Source organism: Paenibacillus nanchangensis (assembly GCF_046543445.1).
Classification (GTDB): domain Bacteria; phylum Bacillota; class Bacilli; order Paenibacillales; family Paenibacillaceae; genus Paenibacillus_AQ; species Paenibacillus_AQ nanchangensis.
Map to the genome: position 1 here is coordinate 257,032 of NZ_JBHOFD010000001.1, position 20,429 is coordinate 277,460.

Sequence of the window (20,429 nt, forward strand, 5' to 3'; positions counted from 1 at the left end):
TCACGATAGAAGTGCGGTGTCAAAAAGCAGCAGCCCTGCCTTGGGTATTGTCTGTATTTGAATCGTTGGCTTAAGATTAGGCTGCATTGCGGCCAAGGCACTTGGCACAATGGCAATAGGGTCAATTGAAGGCAGGTCACCAGCCTGCAGCCGGTTCATACCCACGGGACCCCCATCCCCCTCAAGACAGGTCTGAAGGCAGGCAGCCGGTGTGTTGTTCCATATATGTATACATATCTTACGCAGAACTTCCATTCGGACAGGATCGAACATCCATACATCTTCATCAAGTAGGACATCGCTCTCAGGAATAATACATGTCATAACGATGCTATCCTCCTGACAGCTCCAGAACATTCTTACTTCGCTAAACACCTCGCTCTCAAGCAAAACCTGCTTATACCCTTTGCTGTAATGCTCGGTAAAACCCAGTTGAAATCGCTTCGTAAGCAAACGCCCGTTCCAGTCAGCGATCTCATTGGCAGACAGATGCTTATCATCGCCATACCCGGATCGAAACGGCAAATTGTCAAATAATACAGCATGAACCTGTTGGACCAGTGAATCGCTGACGCACGTGTACGGAAACTGGATTTCAATTGAAAAATAAGGTGGCAATTTCTTGTCTCCTTTTCCGAAAATTCAGATTTAACAAAAGGATTGACACTCAAGGTCTATTAGAGTAAACTTCGTTCCATGATAAGGTTTACTGCAATAAACCTGAGCAAAACTTTAATTTCCCCTGCAAAGGAGCCAACTAACTTGGAATCTTACAAACTATTTGATGCGGAATACAAATTTATGTCGCTTGTGTGGGACCATGAGCCGGTGAACTCGACCGAACTGGTCAAACTGAGCAATACGGTGCTGGGCTGGAAAAAGTCCACTACGTACACCGTCCTCCGGAAGCTGTGCGAGCGCGGTTTTCTGCGGAATGATGCGGCGACCGTTACAACTCTCGTCAAAAAAGAAGCGGTGCAAAAGCAGGAGAGCGAATCGCTGGTGCAAAAAACGTTCGGCGGCTCGCTGCCCCAGTTTCTTACCGCTTTTCTTGGAGGGCGCAAGCTGTCCGCGCAGGAAGCCGAGGAGCTGAAACGCATTATTGAGGAGGCGGAGGAATGACGGATTTATTCCTGACCGTTCTGAACATGAGCATTACGGCTAGCTATGTCATTGCCGGCATTGTGGCCGTCAGATTGTTCTACCGGCGTCTCCCTAAATTATTTGCTTATGCGCTGTGGCTGCCCGTCTGGATCCGGTTAACGCTGCCGGTCAGCTTCACCTCCGCTTTCAGCCTGCTCGGCTTGCTCGGACTCGAGTCATCCTCCGACACGGGCAGGCTGAAATTCACCGGTATCACCGGACTAAGCCATCCTCCAGCAGACTTGTCCGGTACCGCAGAGCTGCCAGCCGCGGGTCCTTTCCTATCGAAAGCAGTTCCCGATCCATTACCAAAAGCGGTTCTGGCCCCTTTTCCAGAAGCTGCCCACCCGCTGTCCCCATGGATGCATGTTTTGCCAGCCGCAAGCTGCCTATGGCTCATCGGCTGCGTCATCCTGCTTGGCGCGGGAGCCGTATCCTATATACGCATCAACCGGCAGGTCCGCACCGCGGTGCGGATTCCTGGTTACGATAACGTATACGAAACGGACAGGATCGACGGCCCTTTTATACTGGGCTGGCTTCACCCAAAAATTTATGTACCTGTAGGCGTGCCATTAGAGGAATTATCCCTTATTTTGGCACATGAACGGACGCACATCAACCGCCGTGACTATCTGCTGAAACCTGCCGCTTACGCCGTGCTAGCTGTTCATTGGTTTAATCCGCTCGTCTGGTTCGCTTTTTTCCGCATGAGCCGGGACATGGAAATGGCCTGCGATGAAAGTGTGCTCCGTCAGTTGGGCAGCGGCGTCAAAACCGCGTATTCGAAGTCTCTGCTCTCCTTTGCCTCCCGCGGAAGCCGCTGGAACCCGAGCGGACCTCCAGCCTTCGGAACAAGCCAGGCGAAAAGCCGGATCCAAAATGTGCTGAAGTACCGGAAACCGCGTTTCGCCGCTGCTGCGTCCGCATATGTGCTGACGATTGTCTGTACCGCCGGTTTCCTGGCCAATCCCGGCGTGACAACGGAAGCGCATCTGGCCGTACTGGGTGATTACAGCGGTCCAGTGAAGCTTACGTCCCCATACGGCATAATCCAAGTCCCCGGAGATCAGCTGAAGTCCCTTCTGGATACGGCAAATTGGAAACCTGCTACCGGCCGGCCAAACCCATCCGTCTCAGCGGACATGATCCTGCCGCTGCCGGGGAATGAGCAGGTGGAGCTGCGGTTGTACCGGACTGAACCGGCTTCCGCTGAGCTTGTAGATCTACAGGGCGGCGGCTCTACGTTCTACGTCGTTCCGGAGAAAAACTACCAGCAAATCGAACGTTACACAATGGCCTCGGTTTGGGCCGACGCTCTAATTACACGGGACGGAGAACCGCGTTACCATATGATGTCTCAAGCTGCCATAACCAAGTTTGCTCAGGAGCAGAGCAGCCGATCGGGCGAGAACTGGAATTATAATATCGGCGTATCGAGCCCTTGGGCCGTAGGTTATGAGATTTCACTAGAAGGTGATGCCGCACTTATCACTTACCAGACCCGCACCAGCGAACCGGCGGAATTCCGGACGGTGGAGGGAATCGTGTTCGGGGTTGAAAATGGCCGGGCTGTAGTCGCAGACTACGAAACGCTCAAGGAAGCAGAACCGGTTAAACCCTCCCTGCTTGAATAACGCGCCAAAAAGGAGCGGCAGACTACCTGATGAAATAAACCGGCCGGCGGCCGGTTTTTTCTTTTGAGCAGCGCCTTCTCCAGGAAAGGATTGACAAAGGGGCCAAAGCAGACTCATAATGCTTATAAATAGACCGACGGTCGGTCTACAACAAGGAGGGGAACGATGAGAACGGTAAAATCCCACCATACTCGAAAAAACGAACTGCTGGATACAGCGGAGTCACTATTTTTCACTAAAGGCTACGACCAAACAACCGTTCAGGACATTTTACAGGCTGCCGGTATTGCCAAAGGGACATTTTATCATTATTTCAAGTCAAAAGAAGAGATGATGGATGCGGTAGTTATCCGTTACATCGAAGCAGGGGTTGCCGCAGCGGAACAGATTGTTTCAGACCCCGGCTTGACAGTACACGAGAAGCTGCTTCGGGTGGTCATGGCGCAAAAACCCGAAGCTGGCGTTCAGGAACGGCTGCTGGAACAGTTTCACGAACCGCAAAATGCGCTGCTTCATCAGAAAAGCCTTACGGAAACGCTGCTGCGGCTGACTCCGGTGCTGACCCGGGTGATCGAACAAGGCAAGGCGGAAGGGCTATTTCATACCCCTTTTCCGCGGGAATCGGTCGAATTTCTGCTGGCCGCTTCCCAGTTTCTGTTCGATGAAGGACTGTTCCATTGGCAGCCCGAAGCGCTGTCCCGCAAAATTGAAGCATTTATTCACATCATGGAGACCGTTCTTGGAGCGGAAACCGGAAGCTTGGCTTATGCGGCCGGCATGTTCGGTCAGAGTCCGGACCAGCGAAAGGAAAAAGACCGCCCTGATGCTGAAAACGCAGCCGGCTCCAACACATGAGAACGAATTCCCGCTCGGGTTTCTCCCGTTTTGTTGTGCTTTGGCTGGGGGAGTGGGTTTCGAGCATTGGTAGCGGACTGACTGCCTTTGTACTGGGAATCTATGTCTTTCAGCAGACAGGTACAGCGGCTTCCGTGTCCATGGTAACGTTATGCGCTTTCCTGCCGTCCATTTTGCTGAGTCCAATCAGCGGTGTTCTGGCAGACCGGTACGATCGCCGGTTGTTAATGATACTTGGGGATCTTGGTTCTGCAGCGGGACTGTTCTGCATCGTGGGTGTGATGCTGACGGGGGAGCTTCAGGTGTGGCACATCTGCGTTGGCATGGGCATCAGCTCGGTTTTTGGATCGCTGCTTGATCCCGCCTATAAAGCATCCATTACCGATTTGCTTGGTGAGCAGCAGTATGCGCGGGCAAGCGGTATGGTGCAGCTAGCGGCCGCCTCCAAATATTTGCTATCCCCCGTCCTGGCCGGGCAGCTGCTGATGGTTTTGGACATCCAGTGGATTTTGATTTTGGACATCGGGACGTTTGCTGTAACCATTTTTGCAATTGCCGCTGTGCGCAGACAAAATACCCGCCCCGCGCAGCCCGGCGAAGTAACAGCAAGCCCGTCTGCGCCTGGTCTGGTTCAACCGGCGGATCCGAACCGGTCCGCAATCGGGGAGCTCATGGCCGGCTGGAGGATGGTGAGAAGCGAAACGGGCGTACTGCTGTTAACCGGTATGCTTGCCGCCGTTACTTTTAATGTGGGATTTGTGCAGACCCTGTTTACTCCGCTGCTGCTTCCCCTAACCGATGCCGATACCCTTGGCACCGTCCTCTCCATCAGTGCAACGGGATTGCTGGCAGGAAGTCTGATTGTCGGAATTCTCCATATCGAACGGTATCTTCTCCGGTTTTTGTCTCTAGGGTTGGTAATGGCCGGCTTATTCCTGATGTTTATTGGGGCTTCCGTGAACGTTGTCATCATCACCGCTGCGGCATTTCTGTTCTTCTCCTCGCTTCCTTTTGTTAACACAAGCGCGGAAGTACTGATTCGGCGTACCATTCCGAATGAAGCCCAGGGCAGAGCGTGGGGAATTATCGGTATTTTGTCTCAAACGGGATACGTTGTGGCTTATGCAGTTGCGGGACCTGCAGCAGACCGCTGGTTTAATCCGCTGCTGGAGAAAGGGGGCAAGCTTGCCGCATCGCTGGGGGCGTGGATCGGTACGGGAGCAGGCCGCGGAATCGGATTTATGCTGATTCTGCTGGGAGCCGCTATAGTTCTGATCGCTTGGATCGTCTCCCGTCTAGGGGCTCTGCGGGAGCTGGAACGGCGGGCCTAACCTTCAATTGCTGACTATTTATCTTTTATATGGCTGCGGCCGCTTATGGGAAGGGAGCACATGATGCTGTTTAAACTGGCTGTAAAGGACCTAATGCGGCACAAAATCGTTACTTTCGGCATCCTGCTGTTTCTAACGATATCGACACTGCTTGCCGGAGGCGCTGTCCGAATCCTAGCCGAACTGTCCGGATCACTGAACAGGCTGTTGGAAGCGGCGGATACGCCTCATTTTGTTCAAATGCATAGCGGAGACGTGGATGAAGGACAAATCCGCGCTTTCTCAGATGCCAATCCGCTTGTCGCCAAGCATCAGACGGCGGAGATGCTGGTGATCGACGGTTCGCAGATCCGGCTCGGCCAGGGTGGTAAACCGGAAACTGGCGGAGTGATGGATCTCGGTCTGGTGAAGCAGAACCCTCTATTTGATTTTTTACTGGACAAAGATAATCGCCCAGTGGAGGTCCAAGAAGGGGAAATCGCCGTCCCTATTTATTACCTGCAGAAAAACAACCTGGAGGTCGGTGACGAAGTCCGTCTGACCGGCCATTCGTATTCCCGCACTTTACGGATAGCCGGCCTGGTTCGTGACGTTCAAATGAACCCGGCAATCGTCAGCTCCAAGCGATTTGTGGTTAGTGACCGTGATTATGAAGCGATGAAATCGGCCCGGTTGGGCCAGTCCGAATTTTTAATTGAATTCCAGCTAACCGATCCGTCACGGTTAAACGAATTCCAAAGGTCTTACGAGTCCGCCGGTTTGCCGGCAAGGGGGCCTTCGGTCGACTACGGTCTGTTCAGGATGCTTAATTCTCTTACGGACGGATTGATCGCGGGCGTGATTATAGTGGTCAGCGGCCTGCTGCTGCTTGTGGCCCTTCTCTGCCTCCGGTTTACCGTAATTGCGAAGCTTGAGGAAGAGGCCGCGGAAATCGGAATGCTGAAAGCCATTGGCCTGCCATCCGGCGACTTGCGAAGGCTGTACTTGACCAAATATGCCGTGATAGCCTGGGCTGCATCCATTTTGGGTTATACAGCCTTACTGGGTGCGGGGAGCATGTTCACCGCCAATATCGGACTGTACCTTGGTTCCGTCAGCCCCTCCCGCGCAGGCTATCTCTATCCGGCGCTTGCGGCTATAGCTGTATTCGGGATAACCACTGGAATGTGCAGCCGGTTTTTGCGGCGTCTTGGCCGGATATCCCCTTATGCCGCACTGCGCAACGAGGCAGGCGGAACATCCGTCAAAGCGGGACGCATGCCGGTTCTTGCCCGAAGCCGCCGCTTACCTATCAATTTGCTCATCGGCTTCAAAGAACTGGCGGGACAACTCCGTTTATATGGTCTGCTTGTTTCCGTTTTTGCCGTTTGTTTTTTTATTATGGTTGTTCCCCTCAACCTGCTGCATACGCTCAAATCGCCAAATTTCATCACCTACATGGGCGTCGGCAAAAGCGATTTGCGAATCGACCTTCCCGCATCCGAGGAAGGAGGAAATAAATTCCGGGAGCTGGTCGCTGCCCTCCGGTCAGACCCGGAGATCCGGAAATATTCGCCTCTAGTCACAAGCCGTTTCCTTGTTCAGGATGCGGGAGAGGAGCGCGTTAGTCTTCAAGTAGAAACGGGGGATTTCAGCTTATTCCCTCTGTCCTACACACGCGGACAGGCTCCGTCGGCCGAGGGAGAGATTGCTCTTTCCGAATTGAATGCGGAAGAATTAAAAAAACAGCCGGGCGATACGCTGCACATGCTGGTCAACGGGTCCGGGCGGGATTTAAGGGTTTCCGGCGTTTACCAGGACATCACAAACGGCGGGCGTACGGCGAAAGCAATTGTCCCTCCGAATCCCGACACCCTTCTCTGGTATACGGTAGCTTTGGACATCCAGCCGGGGATTGATGCTGCGGCAAAAGCGGACCGTTACGAAGCACGGTTTTCGCCAGCCAAAGTAACGCCGATCGACCATTATTTAAACCAGACATTAGGGGGCACAATCAATCAGCTCCATACCGTCACATTGTTAGCCATAGCCGTCTCCGGGACGGTGGCCGGGTTGTTAACCGCTTTGTTTGTGAGTATGCGCTTGACCGGAGAAGCCTCGCGGATTGCTGTTTTGAGCTGCATCGGGTTCAGCAAAAGGGATATTCGAGCGCAGTATCTAACAGCGCTGCTTGCTGCGGTCTTTACCGGAATTCTGCTGGGAATGCTTGCGGCGGGAACGATAGGCCGGGGACTGCTTCAGGCGGCAGGAGGTATGATGGGAGCGTCGGCCGTCCGGTTGGAAATTCAGCCGGGTGTCGCCTATATTTTGATTCCATGCTTATTTGCGGCAATCGGAGTGGCAGCGACACTGCTTAATACAAAAACTGCGGATGGTACGGCTGCAGCACGCCGTATAGCTGCATAAAAATGGAGGATGCGCTCTGTGTATCTGCTTGAAGCCAACAACATTACAAAACAATTTGCCAATGGCGCCGGGCCGCCGCAACCGATTCTTGATAGCGTTTCGGTTCAGTTTTCCAAAGGGGAATTCACCGCCATCATGGGCCCGTCGGGTTCTGGCAAGTCTACGCTTCTTTACGCGCTTAGCAGTATGGATGAGCTCACCTCGGGGACCGTCCGGTTTGACGGCCTGTCTTATAACGGGCAGACGGAACGGCAGCTGGCCGATCTCCGGCTGAAGAAAATGGGGTTTATTTTTCAGCATATGCATTTGTTAAAAAATCTGAGTATCCTGGATAACATTTTGCTGCCGGCTTACCGTGCCAAGACAGGACCAAGAGGAGAGCTGAATACCCGGGCGGCAAATTTGATGCGGCGTGCAGGAATAGAAGGATTGGAACAGCGGGAAATCACGCAGGTATCGGGCGGGCAGCTGCAGCGGGCAGCTATTTGCCGGGCGCTGATCAACCGGCCTGCGGTTGTGTTCGGGGACGAGCCGACCGGAGCGCTCAATTCGGAGTCGGCGGACCAGATCATGTCCATCATTCAGGACATCCACTTATCGGGCACAACCGTCATTCTGGTCACCCATGATACAAGGGTTGCGGCCCGGGCGGAACGGGTGCTTTATCTGCTGGACGGCAGGCTGGCGGGTGAACTTCGTTTGGGCCTCTACGCCGGGGAATCCGCCCAGCGGGAACAACAGCTTAGCCGGTGGCTGGCCTGCTTGGCAAGTGATATAAAAAACAAGTAACGCAATGGCTGCCGCTGCTGGTTGCGCAAAAGCCTGGAGGGAGCGGAACTCCGCTCCTTTTTGCTGACGATATAGTTTACTTCGATAAAGTGCGAGACCTAACGACTGCCGGGGAGCCTTGCTGTTGTTACCCACAATTTGCGCAGCAGCACAATTTGCCCGATGTGGTAAGTATTATGGCTCGCGACGTTTCCGGCGACCTGCCACCATGCCCCGCCAAGTCCCTCCGCTTCCGCCTCCAATGGATGAACAGGCAGCAGGTCCTGCCATTTCAGCAGGGTGTCCAGCAGCCGCTGCTTTAACTCGGACAACGGAATATCCCCGTACATAACAAAAGTTGAAGCATTGTTGGCAACCGGAGGAACCGCGCCAATATTTTGCTCCAGGTACCTGATCTGCCATGTTTCGTTCCAGTACAGCAAATGCCGCATAAGCTCTGCGATGCTGTGCATTTGTTCGCCGGGTTTCCATAGCGCTTCTGCCTCGCTCAAATCCTGCACCGCCTCTTTAAATGGCGGATACCAGCTGGGATCGTCAGCATTCGCTCGCAGCATATCGGCCAATACGGCTTGGGCATCCATCTTTTTCATTGCTCATCTCCTTGTTTCCGCATGATTTAACCTATCTGTAGCTTATCACAAGACTCACCTGACGGTTAGGCAGAAAACGGTTATACTCTTTTTCGCCTGCTCCACCCCTGCTCCACCCCTGCTTCTTCCTGCTTCTTCCTGCTTCTTCCTGCTTCTTCCTGCTTCTTCCTGCTTCTTCCTACTTCTTCCTGCTTCTCCCTGTTTTCAGCCCTTAGCTGGTTTGGGCCGCAAAGTGCAGCCGAGAAGCAAAAAACCCGGCCGGCATCCGCCGATCGGGTCTTCACAGCAAATCACTTTGTTCCCTGCTGCTATAAATTATTGTTGAACTTCGTTTTTGCCGGTTACTTTGCCGTCGATTTTTGCGCTGGCCTGCACATCGGCGTTGGCAAAATACAGGTTGCCGTCGATGGTTGCCGTTTTGTCGAGGTTAAATCCGTTTGCTTCAACAACTACATCGCCTTTCACTGTACCGCCTTGGATTCTAAGGTTCTCGCTTTGAACGGTAAGCTTCGGCACAGTCAGCGTATAGGAAGCGGTGATATTGTGGTCAGCGTCCTGCGAATACAACGCAATTTTGCGGTAAATGTCCTTGGCAGGATCGTTTTTGTCATGGAATTCGCCGGCTACAGTGACATCCGAGTCCACTGTAAGGTCGTTGAGAATAGCGATAATCCAGGTGCCGTCCTGTCCGACTGCTTTGCTGAAAGCATCGGCATCATTGACGATCGATGCTGTCGTTTTCGCATCGGTTTGCTGTCCTGCAGCGGGAGCGGTTGCTGCTGGTGCGGTTGCCGCCGGAGCCGATGCCGCAGGGCTTCCCGCTTCTTCTCCGTTGTTCGAGCCGCAGCCTGCAAGTAAAGCCGCCGATACGCCTGCTACTACCAATCCTTTAATCAGTTTCATGATGATTTCTCCCCTTCTCTGTTTTATGTGCCCAGTATACATCAAATTTTAATTATTAAATGTGATAAACATCATAGATCGCATTCTATTTTCGTCATAATTTCATTAAATTCGACAAAATCCTGGATAAGACACAGGATATGATGATAACGATTAATCACAATCCGGGGCAAAATCAAACGGAAGCATAATTCAGAATCAGCGCTTCCCGTGTCGATTCGTCATACGCGATCCACAGTTCGTCGCCCGGCATCACGCCGTACACCGGCTCAATCGACTGCTCGATCCGGTATTCGCCGCCGCCGCGTTCAACCAGGATCCGTGCCATTGGCCGTTCGCCCTTGGTTCCATTGTACTCAACGCGAAGGACCCGTGCGGCGCCTTGTTTGCCCGCCAGCAGCCGCTGCTCCTTATCCAGCTCGCCTTGCTCCATCACAACCGGAAGGACAGTATCCGTTGTCACATGAAGGTTCTGAGGAACAAATTGGCTGTTGATTTTCTTTACCCTTTTATCCCCAATGGTAACCATCACTTCCAAAAGCTGAAGCTGACGGCCCGATACGGTTACCGGATAGCGTTCAACTTTAGCTACCTGTCCTTCCAGGGTGACATTTCTCGACTCGTCGTATTCCTCCAGTGTTTTGTACCGGTACAGACGAATCAGTCCGCCGACCGAAATCAGATTCGCCCGTTCGCCGGTCCGGTATTCGAACCCGGCGGGCTGCACGGCGGGCACGGAATAGGTACGGCCCTCCGCTTCAAAATGCAGCAGCACCGCAGTTCCCCGGTTGACGCTGCCGTGCCGGTCGACGCTGCGCAGCACCGCGCCGCGGATCATTTCCGGCCGTTGGTCCGGCAGGTCGCGCTCCGTTACCAGAACGGCCTTATGCTTTTTGCGGTTGTAGCTGATCATGACCGGCATCCCGCGCCGCATTTCCGTGAGGTAGGAGACCACTTTGCGGACCTCCACTTCTTTCATGATCCCTTCGTCCTCGAACCGGATTTTGAAAGCGACTTGCGGTTGTTCGTTCACATACGTTCCCGTCTCGTAATAATCGGCGATGGTGCCTTGAATCAGCTCACCGTCCTCGATTTGCCGTTTATGCCGCCGCTGCAGCAGCATCAGGATCAGCGGAAGGCCAAAAAGCGATACCAGCGGAATAACCAGCCATGCCGCCCAGTTAATCACCAGCGCGCCGCCTTCCTTGACATAATCGATGAATTTCTGTACGGACGGCCCGTCGCCTACTGGTCCTCTTAATAAAGCTTCCATATCAGGCATGGTCATGATTCCCATATTCCCTGTGCCCGCTGTGTCAGCCCATCCCGCACCGGCTTCTGGTGAAGAGAAATACAGCTCGCCTGCATTCGTTTCCTTGTAAAAAGTGATCTGATTGGATTTCAGATCATCATAGGTCAAATGCGTCAAAAACGGCGTCACATCTGTTAATTTCTTTGACTTTTCATTATAAAGGTACCCTGCTGTCGTCCCGTTCAGCTCATCTTCTGCGGTCGAACCGGCAATCAGTGTCTCCTCGTCATTCAGCGGGAAGACCAAGGTCTGATACAGCGGCTTCGGAGTAGGAACATAAGGTCCGTAGTCGCCGGTTACCGAGTTGTAAAACCGGACGCGTCCGGGAAAGTCGCTTTCCTGTTTCAGCAGCCGGGTGGCATCGCGGCCAAACGTTTTTGAGAACTGTTTGATCGCAATTGGCTGGGATACAAAAAAAGCCGTATCCTTCTCCACGATCATTATGTCCGGCTTACCGTCCGGCTTGATTAGACCGCTGACATACACCGTGCGTCCATCAATCAAATCAGCTTCATAAAACGGGACTGGCAGCTCATTCGGCTTCAAATTAAAAACCGGCGCAATCCGCTCCGGCCTCATCGGCAGTTTGCTCCAGCCGTTCAGATTGGCATTTTTCAGCTTGGCCGCTTCAACGACGCCGACATTCACCGCCTGAAGCTCCGTGTCCCTAGAAAACATGAGGCGCCCCCGCCATACATAAGCATTCCCGGTTAAATTGCTTTGCATATCGATGGTTCCCATGACCAGCTCTTCGGACTGCCCGGACGGATCAATAGCATAGACCGACAGCCCCCATCCAGGTTCAAGAGTGGCTGCGATCAGCTTACCCTGCTGATACGTAGCCAACAGCTCCTGGCTTGGACCGCTTCTCATCTGCACCGATGTTGTCTTTTGACCGGTGGCGGTATCGTACAGGTTGGCATTCAGGTCGTAATCCCCGTTTGTGATCAGCACGGCCTTACGGCCGGCGTCCAGATAAAACGCCTGCTTTACCTTTGGCAGGCTCTCCTCCGCAAGGTATCTGCCGCTGTAATCCCTCCATACCATAAAGCTCAGGAACACAGCCGGTATAAAATAGACAAACATAAATAAAAATTTGCGAATTTTCATTATCTCCCCTCCTGCTTTCAGTAAAGAGGTTACCACAAGGACAATGGTGATTTCCAAAATATCGCACGAAATCGCCTATTTTTCCGGCTCAGGTCTCATAGATTTGTTTCTGTTATGCGCATTTGCCCCAACGGACCAGCCTCATGCCGGGCCCTTGCAACCATGATCGCTTAGTCCCCCCGGCTCTTGGTTTCTTCATTCGTGTGTATGCCGCTGTTTACCGGATCAGCCGGGAAGTTTCCATTTTTGCCGTTTTTTATGACAAACTGGACGCACTGCTGTCAGGTATACGTGTTAAAATTTGCTTATATTAATCTGTTAATACATACGCTATAAGCGAATCAGGAGGTTATAACGCACATGGCAAGCTATCAATATGCATCGAAGCAGGAGCTGAAGCAGGCGATTCATGAAGCTTATCTGAAGCTGGACGCGGAATTTGATGAGGTTTCCGAGGAGGAGCTTCATCTGCGTCTGCCGGATGTGGACCGCACGCCGTCGGAAATCATCGCCTACCAGCTTGGCTGGCTGGAACTGGTGATGGGCTGGGACCGGAGCGAATGCGCCGGCCAAATACCGGAGATGCCGGCTCCCGGACACAAATGGAATCAGCTTGGAGGATTATACCAGTCGTTTTATGACCGGTATAAAGCGAACACACTCGCTGAGCTGAGGGAACAGTTTCAGGAGCTGGAAGGCCAGTTTCTGGCGTGGATTGATACGTTGAGCGAAGAGGAGCTGTTTACGCAAGGTATCCGCCGGTGGACCGGCGATCTCCCGGCATGGCCGATGGTGCGCTGGATTCACATCAACTCGGCCGCTCCGTTCAAATCGTTCCGGAGTAAAATCCGGAAGTGGAAGAAGGCGCGCGGCTAGATCCCCGCGCAAACAGCCGGGAGGGTTAACCTTTCCCGGCTGCGTTTTTTTAAGTACAGTAAGCAGGCGTCTACACAATGTACAGCAGCATGCCTTCTCCTTTTTCCGCCGCCTGCTGGTAATAGGCATACATCTCTTTATAATAAGAAAGCAAATAATCTCCTTCTTCCGCCGCCTGCCAATCGATATCGGGATATAAGGGAAGTTCGTTCATTTCCTCCGGATGATAATAGTTCGCCAAGTTCCCTTCATTAATAACCGGCAGGGCGGCAGCCACCTGTTTAACCTGGGCCGGTGTCAACGATCGTGCCGGACCATAACCCAAATCGTCGCCGATCGGCGACCCGCCAAGCACCGCGTTGAACAAAGGCTCCTCCCCTTCCCAGGCGGATTGGTTCAGCAGATAATGAATGCCATGCCAGGCCTTGTCGAGATCCAGTACTCCCTCGTCTTCCGCTTCACTGAACAGCAAATCCTCAATAATCAATTTTCCCCGCTGCAGCTGCAGCAGCGTCAGCTCCGTCACCGCACGCATTTGACCAATCATCCCCATATGATCTTCCCCTCTCCTAGCACTAGTAAGATAAATGCTGATTCTACTGCTTAACTTCTCCCGTGACCTGCAGCAGGCTGTTCACGAGCTAATTTCTGCACTTCCGCTGCCGGCTGTTCCACCGGCCGGTTCTTGCACTTCCGCCGCCTGCATCAGCTCAAAAATTTTCCTCGCCGTGTTCACATTCCGTACGGTCATTTGTTTGTATAAGGCCGTACCTGCCAGCTTAAGCATTCCGCTGCGCGTAACCTTGTCTTTAGGGACCGAAAACAAAACCGCTCCGGGCACATAAAACACTGTATCGACCTCTGGCTTCATCGTCATGCGCTCCAGGATCGACGGATGGTCAATTTCATCCCAAAGAAACAGACAATCGCTTTTCATCCGGCTGTCATTGGTCCAATCGGCCGGGATCGCTGCATTGATTGCCGCCATATCGACAATGCTGCGCACCAGCACGCGGATGTCCAGGCCGTAATCGGCCAGAATCGCTTGTTCCAGCACTGCCGCGATCTCCAGCCGGGAACGCCCGGTATCCGCAAAAATGATATTGCCTGAGTTGATATACGTCTTCACCGCTGTCATCCCCGACTGCTCGAATGTCAGCTTCAGCTGTTTCATATCGATTTTGTTATTGCCGCCAACATTAATTCCGCGCAGCAGCGCCGCATAAATCATCGTTTTCCCCCTCCGTCCGCAGCATGTTGAGCCATTTATCCAGCTGCCTGCTGTGATGCCGGTCATGTCTACCCACAATATCAGATGACAGACCAGCGCTTTGGCCGGCCATTTGCCCGGCGCCAATGGTAGCTTCCACCCTGCTTCGGTCACTTCCGCCAGCGACCCGATCAGCGTGAGTCGGACATAAAATTCGACCAGCAACTGCTCGTTGCTTTTCAGCATTAGGTGTGCTCAGACCTCCTATTTAATCCCCGCAGTGACGGAGCCCAGCAGCTCTTCTACCGCCTGGCACAGCGGTTCGCCGGTCTCCGGCTGCAGCCATTCATCCGGAATGCTCAGATAAGCACAGTTTCCGCTGTGAAGATAACTGTAAATAATCTGCGCTTCATCGATTTCTTCTCTCCGGACCGGACCCGCTGCCATGGGAGGACTCTCACGGAAGGCGCAGGACATTGCCCCGGCCACTACCGGTGTGGGAACCGCCAGTCCCGTGCCGCTGCTGTTCCAGCCGAAATAGCCGCTCCACAACACTTGATTGCGCCGGACAAGAAACAGCTTCACTCCGTTATCATCCATTGGTTCGGCGACCAGATTGCAGCAGCCTTCCGAAGCAAAACCGATCATCGTCCCGTTCCTCAGCAGGTGGTCGACCGCAGTCAGATCGTCGCGGAGCTTGGCCGCCGCTTCAAAGTCGAAGCTTGCGGACGCCTCATGCATCATCCGCTCCATTTCTTCGCGCAGACTCCGGTCGGTCCCTTCCAACAGCGCGGCCACCCGGCTGATGATTTCGTTATGCCGATCCGCCGCCGGTCCGCCGAGGCATGCGCCTTGGCAGCGGCCCAGCGCATGATTCAAACAGGCCGATCCGGCCCGCGCGCTTCGGGCGCAATCAATCCGGAACGTCTCGCGGATGCCCTGCAGCGCTCGTTCCAGCGTGCCGTGATTGGCCGTATACGGACCGATCAGCCGCTGGCCGGCCTGGGCGACGGGCTGATCGGCCACCTCGATCCGGCGGATACCACGGACATCACGGACGGTGATAAATGCGTACGCGGCGGGCGTCTTCAGCTTTTTGTTGTACATCGGCTGCAGCTCCCGGATCAGCCTGCATTCCAGCATCAGCGCTTCAAACTCCGTATCGGTTACCCGGTAGTCGAGCCCGCGTACGTTGCTGACCAGCCGTTTGATTTTGGGCGCGTGCGATTTGTTGTGATAAAAATAGGATTGGACCCGCTTTTTCAAACATTTGGATTTGCCGACATACAAAATATCTCCGTGTGCGTCTTTCATCAAATACACGCCCGGAACCAGGGGGAGGTTGTCTACGATGTCTTTTATCATGCTGTTTGTTCCACGCTCCTCTGTCTATCCCTTCACCGGACAGGCGCGGCTCTTCACCGCAGCTGCCATTGGAAAGGGGACGCCTGCACCTTGCTTCTATGGCCGCTTCCGCAACAGCTGCTTCCGCAAAAATTGGTGAAGGGTTTCCCGCGATGCCGGCGTCTAATAGATAGACATATTATCCCATCCATTTGGAAGATTGTACATGTCTAATGACCGCAGCATTTTGCCGGAGCAGTGATCGTGCCGCCTTATCCCGATGAATGGAAGGGCTGCGGCGCTTTTCGTTTCAGCAAACAACGCGGCGTAATTTATTTGGACTAGGAGTGGAATGATGCGAGTATTGCGAAAATTTGGTTATGGGAATATCCTGCTGGCGGCGGTTATCCTGCTTTTGTGGGTTACCGCTGCGGTTATCCACGGCCTTCCCGGCACGTATGCCTGGGCATCACTGAAGCTGGTCGTGCCGTTTGCCGGTCTGCTGGGCTTAGTGTATCATCTGCTGACTTTGGCCCTCCGTGCAGCAAAGAAAAAACCGCTGGGGTGTAAGCTGATCAGCCTGCTGCTGTGCGCCGTCTGGTCCTCCCATCTGCTGCTGACTATGAATGTAGCCAAACTGGCTTACCCGATCACCATCGCTCAAGCCGGACCAGGTGTGACCGTAAGCTGGCCATTTGCGAAAGCAGCGGTCGTCGGCTGGGGCGGCGACTCGGTGAACGACAATTTGCCGCATGCGGTTTGGGCGTCCGAGCGGTGGGCTTACGATCTGGTGATGGAGCCTTACAGCACGGGAACCAACCGGCCGGAGGATTACGGAGTGTGGGATCAGGAAGTGCTTTCTCCCGCAGACGGAATCGTTATCCAGGCGTATGACGGTGAAGCGGATCTCCGGCCGGGGGACGAGGAAAGCGCAACGATGGAAGGCAATCATGTTTATATCCGGCTGGAGCCCGAGGGCACTTACCTGCTGCTTAATCATTTTAAGCAGGGCAGCCTGAAGGTGAAAACCGGTGACCGTGTAAAAACAGGCGACGTGCTGGGCCGGGTCGGCAACAGCGGATCGACGTCCGAACCGCATCTGCATATCCACCACCAGCGCCAAAATCCGCTGAAGACCCCGTACCCCATACTCGCAGAGGGGCTGCCTCTGTATTTTAAAGGTACGGATGGCGGCGCAATGCCGGTCAAAGGGACCGTTGTCACTCCAAATGCCGCCAACTAACCACGTAAAGAGGACGGTCAGCCGAAACTGACCGTCCTCTTTATGCTATACTTCCGGTAGAAGGAGGCGCTACAGATGACTAACCACTTCCCCAATGAACATTCGCCCTCGGAAACCGGTGCCACCCGTTCCAGCCGGAACTCCACAGCTGCTGCCGGACGCTGCCCGCTGTGCGGAGAGCCAAACGGCTGCGCTGCGGCGGCAGGCCGGGAACCCGGCGCTTGCTGGTGTATGAAAGAAACCTTTCCCCCGCGCGAAGCGCTTGGCTCGTCAGCCGATGATGTTCCTGAAGACGCCTGCATTTGTCCAAATTGTCTGCAGCTCTTGAAAGCGGACTGAATCTGCAGCGGATGCCCTGCCGCAGCCGAAGCTGATTAATACTCAGGGCTTCTCCAGCATTTCCTCCTTAACCGTCTCAGTTAACCAAGGCATATTCCGTTCCAGTTGGTCCAGCTCAGCCGCCTGCTGACCGATTTGCCGGATCAGGGGATCCGCTCCGTCTACGCCGTTCCAGTAGCGGGTCAGAAAATGCAGGAATACATCCAGCTTACGCAGATGCAGCAGCGCCGGAACCGCGTCGGCTTCTTCCCGCGTCAGCCGCAGCTGACCGCCGAAACCGCGGCAGAACTGCCGGACGGCTTCATTGCCCTTATCTTCCCCTTTGGATAACCCGGAGATGGCCACAGCCGCTTCCATCGCCCGCACATCCCAGGTACAGAATTCAAAATCCAGCAGTGCCGCCACCCGCTGCCCGCCGCCGGCATCGGCCAGCAAATTAGAGTAATTCAGATCGCCGTGCACCAGTTGATGCGGCAGGCGCCGCAGTGCTCCCAGCTGTCCGGGCAGATCTGCATACAGCCGGCCAAGCCGGTTCAACGGTTCGCTTAATGCAGCGAACGGCGCGGGAGGCTGCCGGCAGAATGCGGCCACCCTCTCCGGCGTGCAGTCCGGATAAGCGGCCGCAAGCTCATAATACGGCGGATAGGCGGGGGTGCCGGCTGGCGAAATGGCGGCAAGCGCCTTGGACAGCAGGGCCGCGGCTTCGCCAAACGCATAGCCGAGCATGGGCGAAGGATCTGACACTTGTTCTCCCTCAATATACTCGAACAAACAGGCAAACCTCCCCGATCCGTCGTTCAATTGAACCAGCGTTTCACCGGAACGGGTCTTGAGCGGTACCGGTACACGAAACGGCAGCTTTTGCCCGCTGAGGAGCAGAAGCACCTCATGTTCAAATTCGATTTTGGCCCGGTCCCGATGGGTCTCGTAGATTCGGAGCACGACCCCTCCACTGGCCTGCCGGAGCAGCCGGGTTGTATTGTTCCATCCTCCCTCCGCCCGCTCAAACGCACCGTTCCAAACTCCTTCATACTGCGCCAGTATAGCTTCTACTTCCTCATCCAATCGGGTCACCGCCTTTTCCGGAATCCAGTGCTTCCTTGCTGCACAGCGAATGAAGATGCAGTCGGATTATTTCTTCAAGCCGCTCGTTGGTCATCCGGCCCGGATGCAGCACATGATGGATCGACAGCCCGTCCATAATCGCATACAGCTTCTCCGCTTCCAGTTCCGCGTCCAGACCCGGCAGCGCCAGCTCCTGCTCCACCAGCGTTTTCACTGTAAACACCGATGCCTGGAACAATCCGTCGTGCATTTCATTGCTAAGCGTTTTGAGCTCCGGATAGCTGAGCCCTTTGGCGTTAAACGACAACCAAACCTCCATTTCCGTTTTTCGGTCTTCATCCAGCGGCATAAACTGCAGCAGCAGCTTTACCAAGTCCTGCAGGACCGGCCCGCTAAAGGTCATTCCGTCAATCCGTTCTTCGACCCGTTTGACAAACAAGTTCATACAGAATGCAAACAGCTCCGCCTGAGAGGAAAAATAGTGCCGCATGGAACCAACGGATAATCCCGCTTCTTCGGCAATGTTGCGGACGGTAGCGTAATCCAGCCCCGAGCGGCGGATCACCCGCAGGGCCGCTTCGGCGACAGCTTGTCTTTGTTTTTCGTGATCTACGATTTTTGGCATACGTCTATTATACATGCTTTTCTTTTTTTAATACAACGTGCTATAATACATTCGTGTTTATTTAATACATTGTATCAAAAAGGAGAACTGAATCATGAACCCATCCACTGCCGCACCCACTACTGAACGAAAGAAAACGCCCTTCCGCAAAAAGCTGCTGCGGGTGTCGCTAGGATTCCTTGCCGTTTTGCTGCTGCTTATAGGCCTTGGTTTTGGATATGAATGGATAGCGGACAAGCGGGCGGCTTCCGCTTACCCGCCGCCCGGCAAGCTGGTTGACGTCGGCGGCCACCGGCTCCATCTTCAAATTCAAGGCAACGGTTCGCCGGTGATCGTCATGGAAGCTGGAAGCGGAGAAACGAGCTTATCCTGGAGAAACATCCCGGCAGAGCTGTCCAAATATGCAACCGTCGTATCCTACGACCGGGCGGGTTACGCCTGGAGCGAACCCGCCGCTTCCGAACGGACCGGCGACAATGTGGTGAATGAACTGCGCACCGCGCTGCGTGCGGAAGGTCTAACAGGTCCTTATCTGCTTGTGGGACATTCCCTTGGCGGACTCTACACCCGGCTGTATGCGGAGAAATATCCGGATGAAGTCGCCGGCCTGGTTCTGATTGATGCAAGACCTGAAGATGATGAACGGTTGACACGCCCCATTTTGGAGCAGGAGGGCTATCAAGGAAATCCGCAGTCGGGCCTGCTCTCCCTGTTGAAGTCTTCCGGTGCAATGCGCATTTTTAAAGACTTCCTGCTCGAAGGCCTGGTGCCGGAGGAGGACCGGGAACGGTTTGTAAATGTTATAGCGAAACGGTCTTATTTTGAGGCTAAGGAAGAAGAAGCCGCTTTGATCGGCAGTACGGAGGATGCGGTCCGGGGACAAGATCTAGGCTCGCTGCCCGTAACGGTCATTGCCCGGGGATTGCCGCAGGATTATGCGCAGGCGGGTCTGTCGGAGCAAGCCGGCCGCAAGCTTGAACAGATCTGGCAGGAAGGCCAGCGCAACATGCTGAAGCTGTCGCAGCGAAGCCGGTGGGTCGTGGCAAAACAAAGCGGACACATGATCATTCATGACGAACCGGAGCTGGTAGTGGACGAGGTGCTTCGCCTGCTGCGGCCTTAAGTTTTGTGAAAAATTTAAGATATTGTCATCCCAACCCGCCTGTCGTGTGTTTTAATGAGAAGTGAAGCGAAATCTAACACGGTAAGGAGCGATCTGGACGATGGAGATTTCCCACTTTTTATTGCCAAAAGAGCAAGTATCTTATGTATCCCTGTCGCTATCCATGTACGATGCGATGCGCCAGCTGGAACAATACCATTACACGGCCATTCCCATCGTCGATGACGAGGGCCGGTATGCCGGGACTTTGTCCGAAGGGGATCTGCTGTGGAAGCTGAAAGATACGCCGGGACTGACGTTTGAAGGTATGAGGTCCGTTACGGTGGCGGATGTGCCGCGGCGGTTCGTGAACGAAAGTGTGATGATTGATGCCGAAATGGAGGACATGCTGAGCCTGGCGGCGGATCAGAACTTTGTTCCGGTTACGGATACCGGCGGTCAGTTCCTCGGCATTATCCGCCGCAAGGATATCATCGAATATTACAACCGCGGGATTATGGATTAACACAGCTTAAGATAAGCCCGGCA

At 54.1% G+C, this 20,429-nt stretch carries 21 protein-coding genes; 12 read left to right on the forward strand and 9 right to left on the reverse strand.

Annotated elements, in window-relative coordinates; all coding sequences use genetic code 11:
* A complete protein-coding gene (locus ACE6ED_RS01230) occupies positions 1-618 on the reverse strand; it encodes a hypothetical protein (RefSeq protein WP_410825124.1) in 618 nt (205 codons plus the stop codon).
* 144 nt (positions 619-762) lie between these two features.
* Between ACE6ED_RS01230 and ACE6ED_RS01235 the strand changes: the two genes are divergently transcribed.
* The 6 genes from ACE6ED_RS01235 to ACE6ED_RS01260 all read left to right on the forward strand — a co-directional run bounded on the left by ACE6ED_RS01235 (position 763) and on the right by ACE6ED_RS01260 (position 8,161).
* The gene (locus ACE6ED_RS01235; RefSeq protein ID WP_410825125.1) at positions 763-1,122 is read left to right on the forward strand and encodes a BlaI/MecI/CopY family transcriptional regulator; all 360 of its coding nucleotides are present in this window, start codon (positions 763-765) and stop codon (positions 1,120-1,122) included.
* Entirely contained in the window at positions 1,119-2,780 is a 1,662-nt protein-coding gene (locus ACE6ED_RS01240) for a M56 family metallopeptidase (RefSeq protein WP_410825126.1), read from the forward strand. Before ACE6ED_RS01235 ends, ACE6ED_RS01240 begins: the two co-directional genes overlap by 4 nt.
* A gap of 165 nt (positions 2,781-2,945) precedes the next feature.
* Positions 2,946-3,635 carry a TetR/AcrR family transcriptional regulator gene (locus ACE6ED_RS01245; RefSeq protein ID WP_410825127.1) on the forward strand — a complete coding sequence of 230 codons (690 nt, stop codon included), beginning with the start codon at positions 2,946-2,948 and terminating at the stop codon, positions 3,633-3,635.
* Positions 3,632-4,966: an MFS transporter gene (locus tag ACE6ED_RS01250; protein WP_410825128.1), complete on the forward strand. Its 1,335-nt coding sequence runs from the start codon at positions 3,632-3,634 to the stop codon at positions 4,964-4,966. The genes ACE6ED_RS01245 and ACE6ED_RS01250 overlap by 4 nt, the downstream gene beginning before the upstream one ends.
* A 60-nt stretch (positions 4,967-5,026) precedes the next feature.
* Positions 5,027-7,372, forward strand: coding sequence for an ABC transporter permease (locus ACE6ED_RS01255; protein ID WP_410825129.1), 2,346 nt, complete (start codon positions 5,027-5,029; stop codon positions 7,370-7,372).
* Positions 7,373-7,381: 9 nt separating this feature from the next.
* Positions 7,382-8,161: an ABC transporter ATP-binding protein gene (locus ACE6ED_RS01260; protein ID WP_410825130.1), complete on the forward strand. Its 780-nt coding sequence runs from the start codon at positions 7,382-7,384 to the stop codon at positions 8,159-8,161.
* 98 nt (positions 8,162-8,259) lie between these two features.
* Here ACE6ED_RS01260 and ACE6ED_RS01265 read toward each other — a convergent pair whose 3' ends face one another.
* The 3 genes from ACE6ED_RS01265 to ACE6ED_RS01275 form a co-directional block, all read right to left on the reverse strand.
* Positions 8,260-8,742: a DinB family protein gene (locus tag ACE6ED_RS01265; protein WP_410825187.1), complete on the reverse strand. Its 483-nt coding sequence runs from the start codon at positions 8,740-8,742 to the stop codon at positions 8,260-8,262.
* A gap of 324 nt (positions 8,743-9,066) precedes the next feature.
* A complete protein-coding gene (locus ACE6ED_RS01270) occupies positions 9,067-9,654 on the reverse strand; it encodes a polymer-forming cytoskeletal protein (RefSeq protein ID WP_410825131.1) in 588 nt (195 codons plus the stop codon).
* A 175-nt stretch (positions 9,655-9,829) separates the two neighbouring features.
* Positions 9,830-12,076, reverse strand: a complete 2,247-nt coding sequence (locus ACE6ED_RS01275) for a hypothetical protein (protein WP_410825132.1) — start codon at positions 12,074-12,076, stop codon at positions 9,830-9,832.
* 360 nt (positions 12,077-12,436) lie between these two features.
* Here ACE6ED_RS01275 and ACE6ED_RS01280 point away from each other — a divergent pair, with 360 nt between their 5' ends.
* Complete coding sequence (locus ACE6ED_RS01280; RefSeq protein WP_410825133.1) at positions 12,437-12,952, forward strand: ClbS/DfsB family four-helix bundle protein; 516 nt, start codon at positions 12,437-12,439, stop codon at positions 12,950-12,952.
* Positions 12,953-13,022: 70 nt separating this feature from the next.
* Here ACE6ED_RS01280 and ACE6ED_RS01285 read toward each other — a convergent pair whose 3' ends face one another.
* The 3 genes from ACE6ED_RS01285 to ACE6ED_RS01295 all read right to left on the reverse strand — a co-directional run bounded on the left by ACE6ED_RS01285 (position 13,023) and on the right by ACE6ED_RS01295 (position 15,527).
* The gene (locus ACE6ED_RS01285) at positions 13,023-13,505 is read right to left on the reverse strand and encodes a YfbM family protein (protein WP_410825134.1); all 483 of its coding nucleotides are present in this window, start codon (positions 13,503-13,505) and stop codon (positions 13,023-13,025) included.
* Positions 13,506-13,586: 81 nt separating this feature from the next.
* Complete coding sequence (locus ACE6ED_RS01290) at positions 13,587-14,183, reverse strand: DUF1697 domain-containing protein (protein WP_410825188.1); 597 nt, start codon at positions 14,181-14,183, stop codon at positions 13,587-13,589.
* Between the two features lie 243 nt (positions 14,184-14,426).
* Positions 14,427-15,527, reverse strand: coding sequence for a UvrB/UvrC motif-containing protein (locus tag ACE6ED_RS01295; protein WP_410825135.1), 1,101 nt, complete (start codon positions 15,525-15,527; stop codon positions 14,427-14,429).
* On the opposite strand from ACE6ED_RS01295, the gene ACE6ED_RS01300 reads away from it, so the two are divergent.
* From ACE6ED_RS01300 to ACE6ED_RS01310, 3 genes are all read left to right on the forward strand, one after another.
* The gene (locus ACE6ED_RS01300) at positions 15,514-15,666 is read left to right on the forward strand and encodes a hypothetical protein (protein WP_410825136.1); all 153 of its coding nucleotides are present in this window, start codon (positions 15,514-15,516) and stop codon (positions 15,664-15,666) included. The two genes, ACE6ED_RS01295 and ACE6ED_RS01300, sit on opposite strands and share 14 nt — an antisense overlap.
* Positions 15,667-15,861: 195 nt before the next feature.
* Entirely contained in the window at positions 15,862-16,749 is an 888-nt protein-coding gene (locus ACE6ED_RS01305) for a M23 family metallopeptidase (RefSeq protein ID WP_410825137.1), read from the forward strand.
* A 75-nt stretch (positions 16,750-16,824) separates the two neighbouring features.
* Positions 16,825-17,088 (forward strand): cysteine-rich CWC family protein, encoded by a 264-nt coding sequence (locus ACE6ED_RS01310; protein ID WP_410825138.1) that lies wholly within the window; start codon positions 16,825-16,827, stop codon positions 17,086-17,088.
* A 42-nt stretch (positions 17,089-17,130) separates the two neighbouring features.
* On the opposite strand, the gene ACE6ED_RS01315 is transcribed toward ACE6ED_RS01310, so the two are convergent.
* Together ACE6ED_RS01315 and ACE6ED_RS01320 are read right to left on the reverse strand one after the other, a co-directional pair.
* Positions 17,131-18,153 carry a phosphotransferase gene (locus ACE6ED_RS01315; protein WP_410825139.1) on the reverse strand — a complete coding sequence of 341 codons (1,023 nt, stop codon included), beginning with the start codon at positions 18,151-18,153 and terminating at the stop codon, positions 17,131-17,133.
* The gene (locus tag ACE6ED_RS01320) at positions 18,146-18,778 is read right to left on the reverse strand and encodes a TetR/AcrR family transcriptional regulator (protein ID WP_410825140.1); all 633 of its coding nucleotides are present in this window, start codon (positions 18,776-18,778) and stop codon (positions 18,146-18,148) included. The genes ACE6ED_RS01315 and ACE6ED_RS01320 overlap by 8 nt, the downstream gene beginning before the upstream one ends.
* A gap of 94 nt (positions 18,779-18,872) precedes the next feature.
* Here ACE6ED_RS01320 and ACE6ED_RS01325 point away from each other — a divergent pair, with 94 nt between their 5' ends.
* Both ACE6ED_RS01325 and ACE6ED_RS01330 read left to right on the forward strand, forming a co-directional pair.
* Positions 18,873-19,901 carry an alpha/beta fold hydrolase gene (locus ACE6ED_RS01325; RefSeq protein ID WP_410825141.1) on the forward strand — a complete coding sequence of 343 codons (1,029 nt, stop codon included), beginning with the start codon at positions 18,873-18,875 and terminating at the stop codon, positions 19,899-19,901.
* Positions 19,902-20,001: 100 nt separating this feature from the next.
* Positions 20,002-20,406 (forward strand): CBS domain-containing protein, encoded by a 405-nt coding sequence (locus tag ACE6ED_RS01330; protein WP_410825142.1) that lies wholly within the window; start codon positions 20,002-20,004, stop codon positions 20,404-20,406.
* Positions 20,407-20,429: the final 23 nt, after the last annotated feature.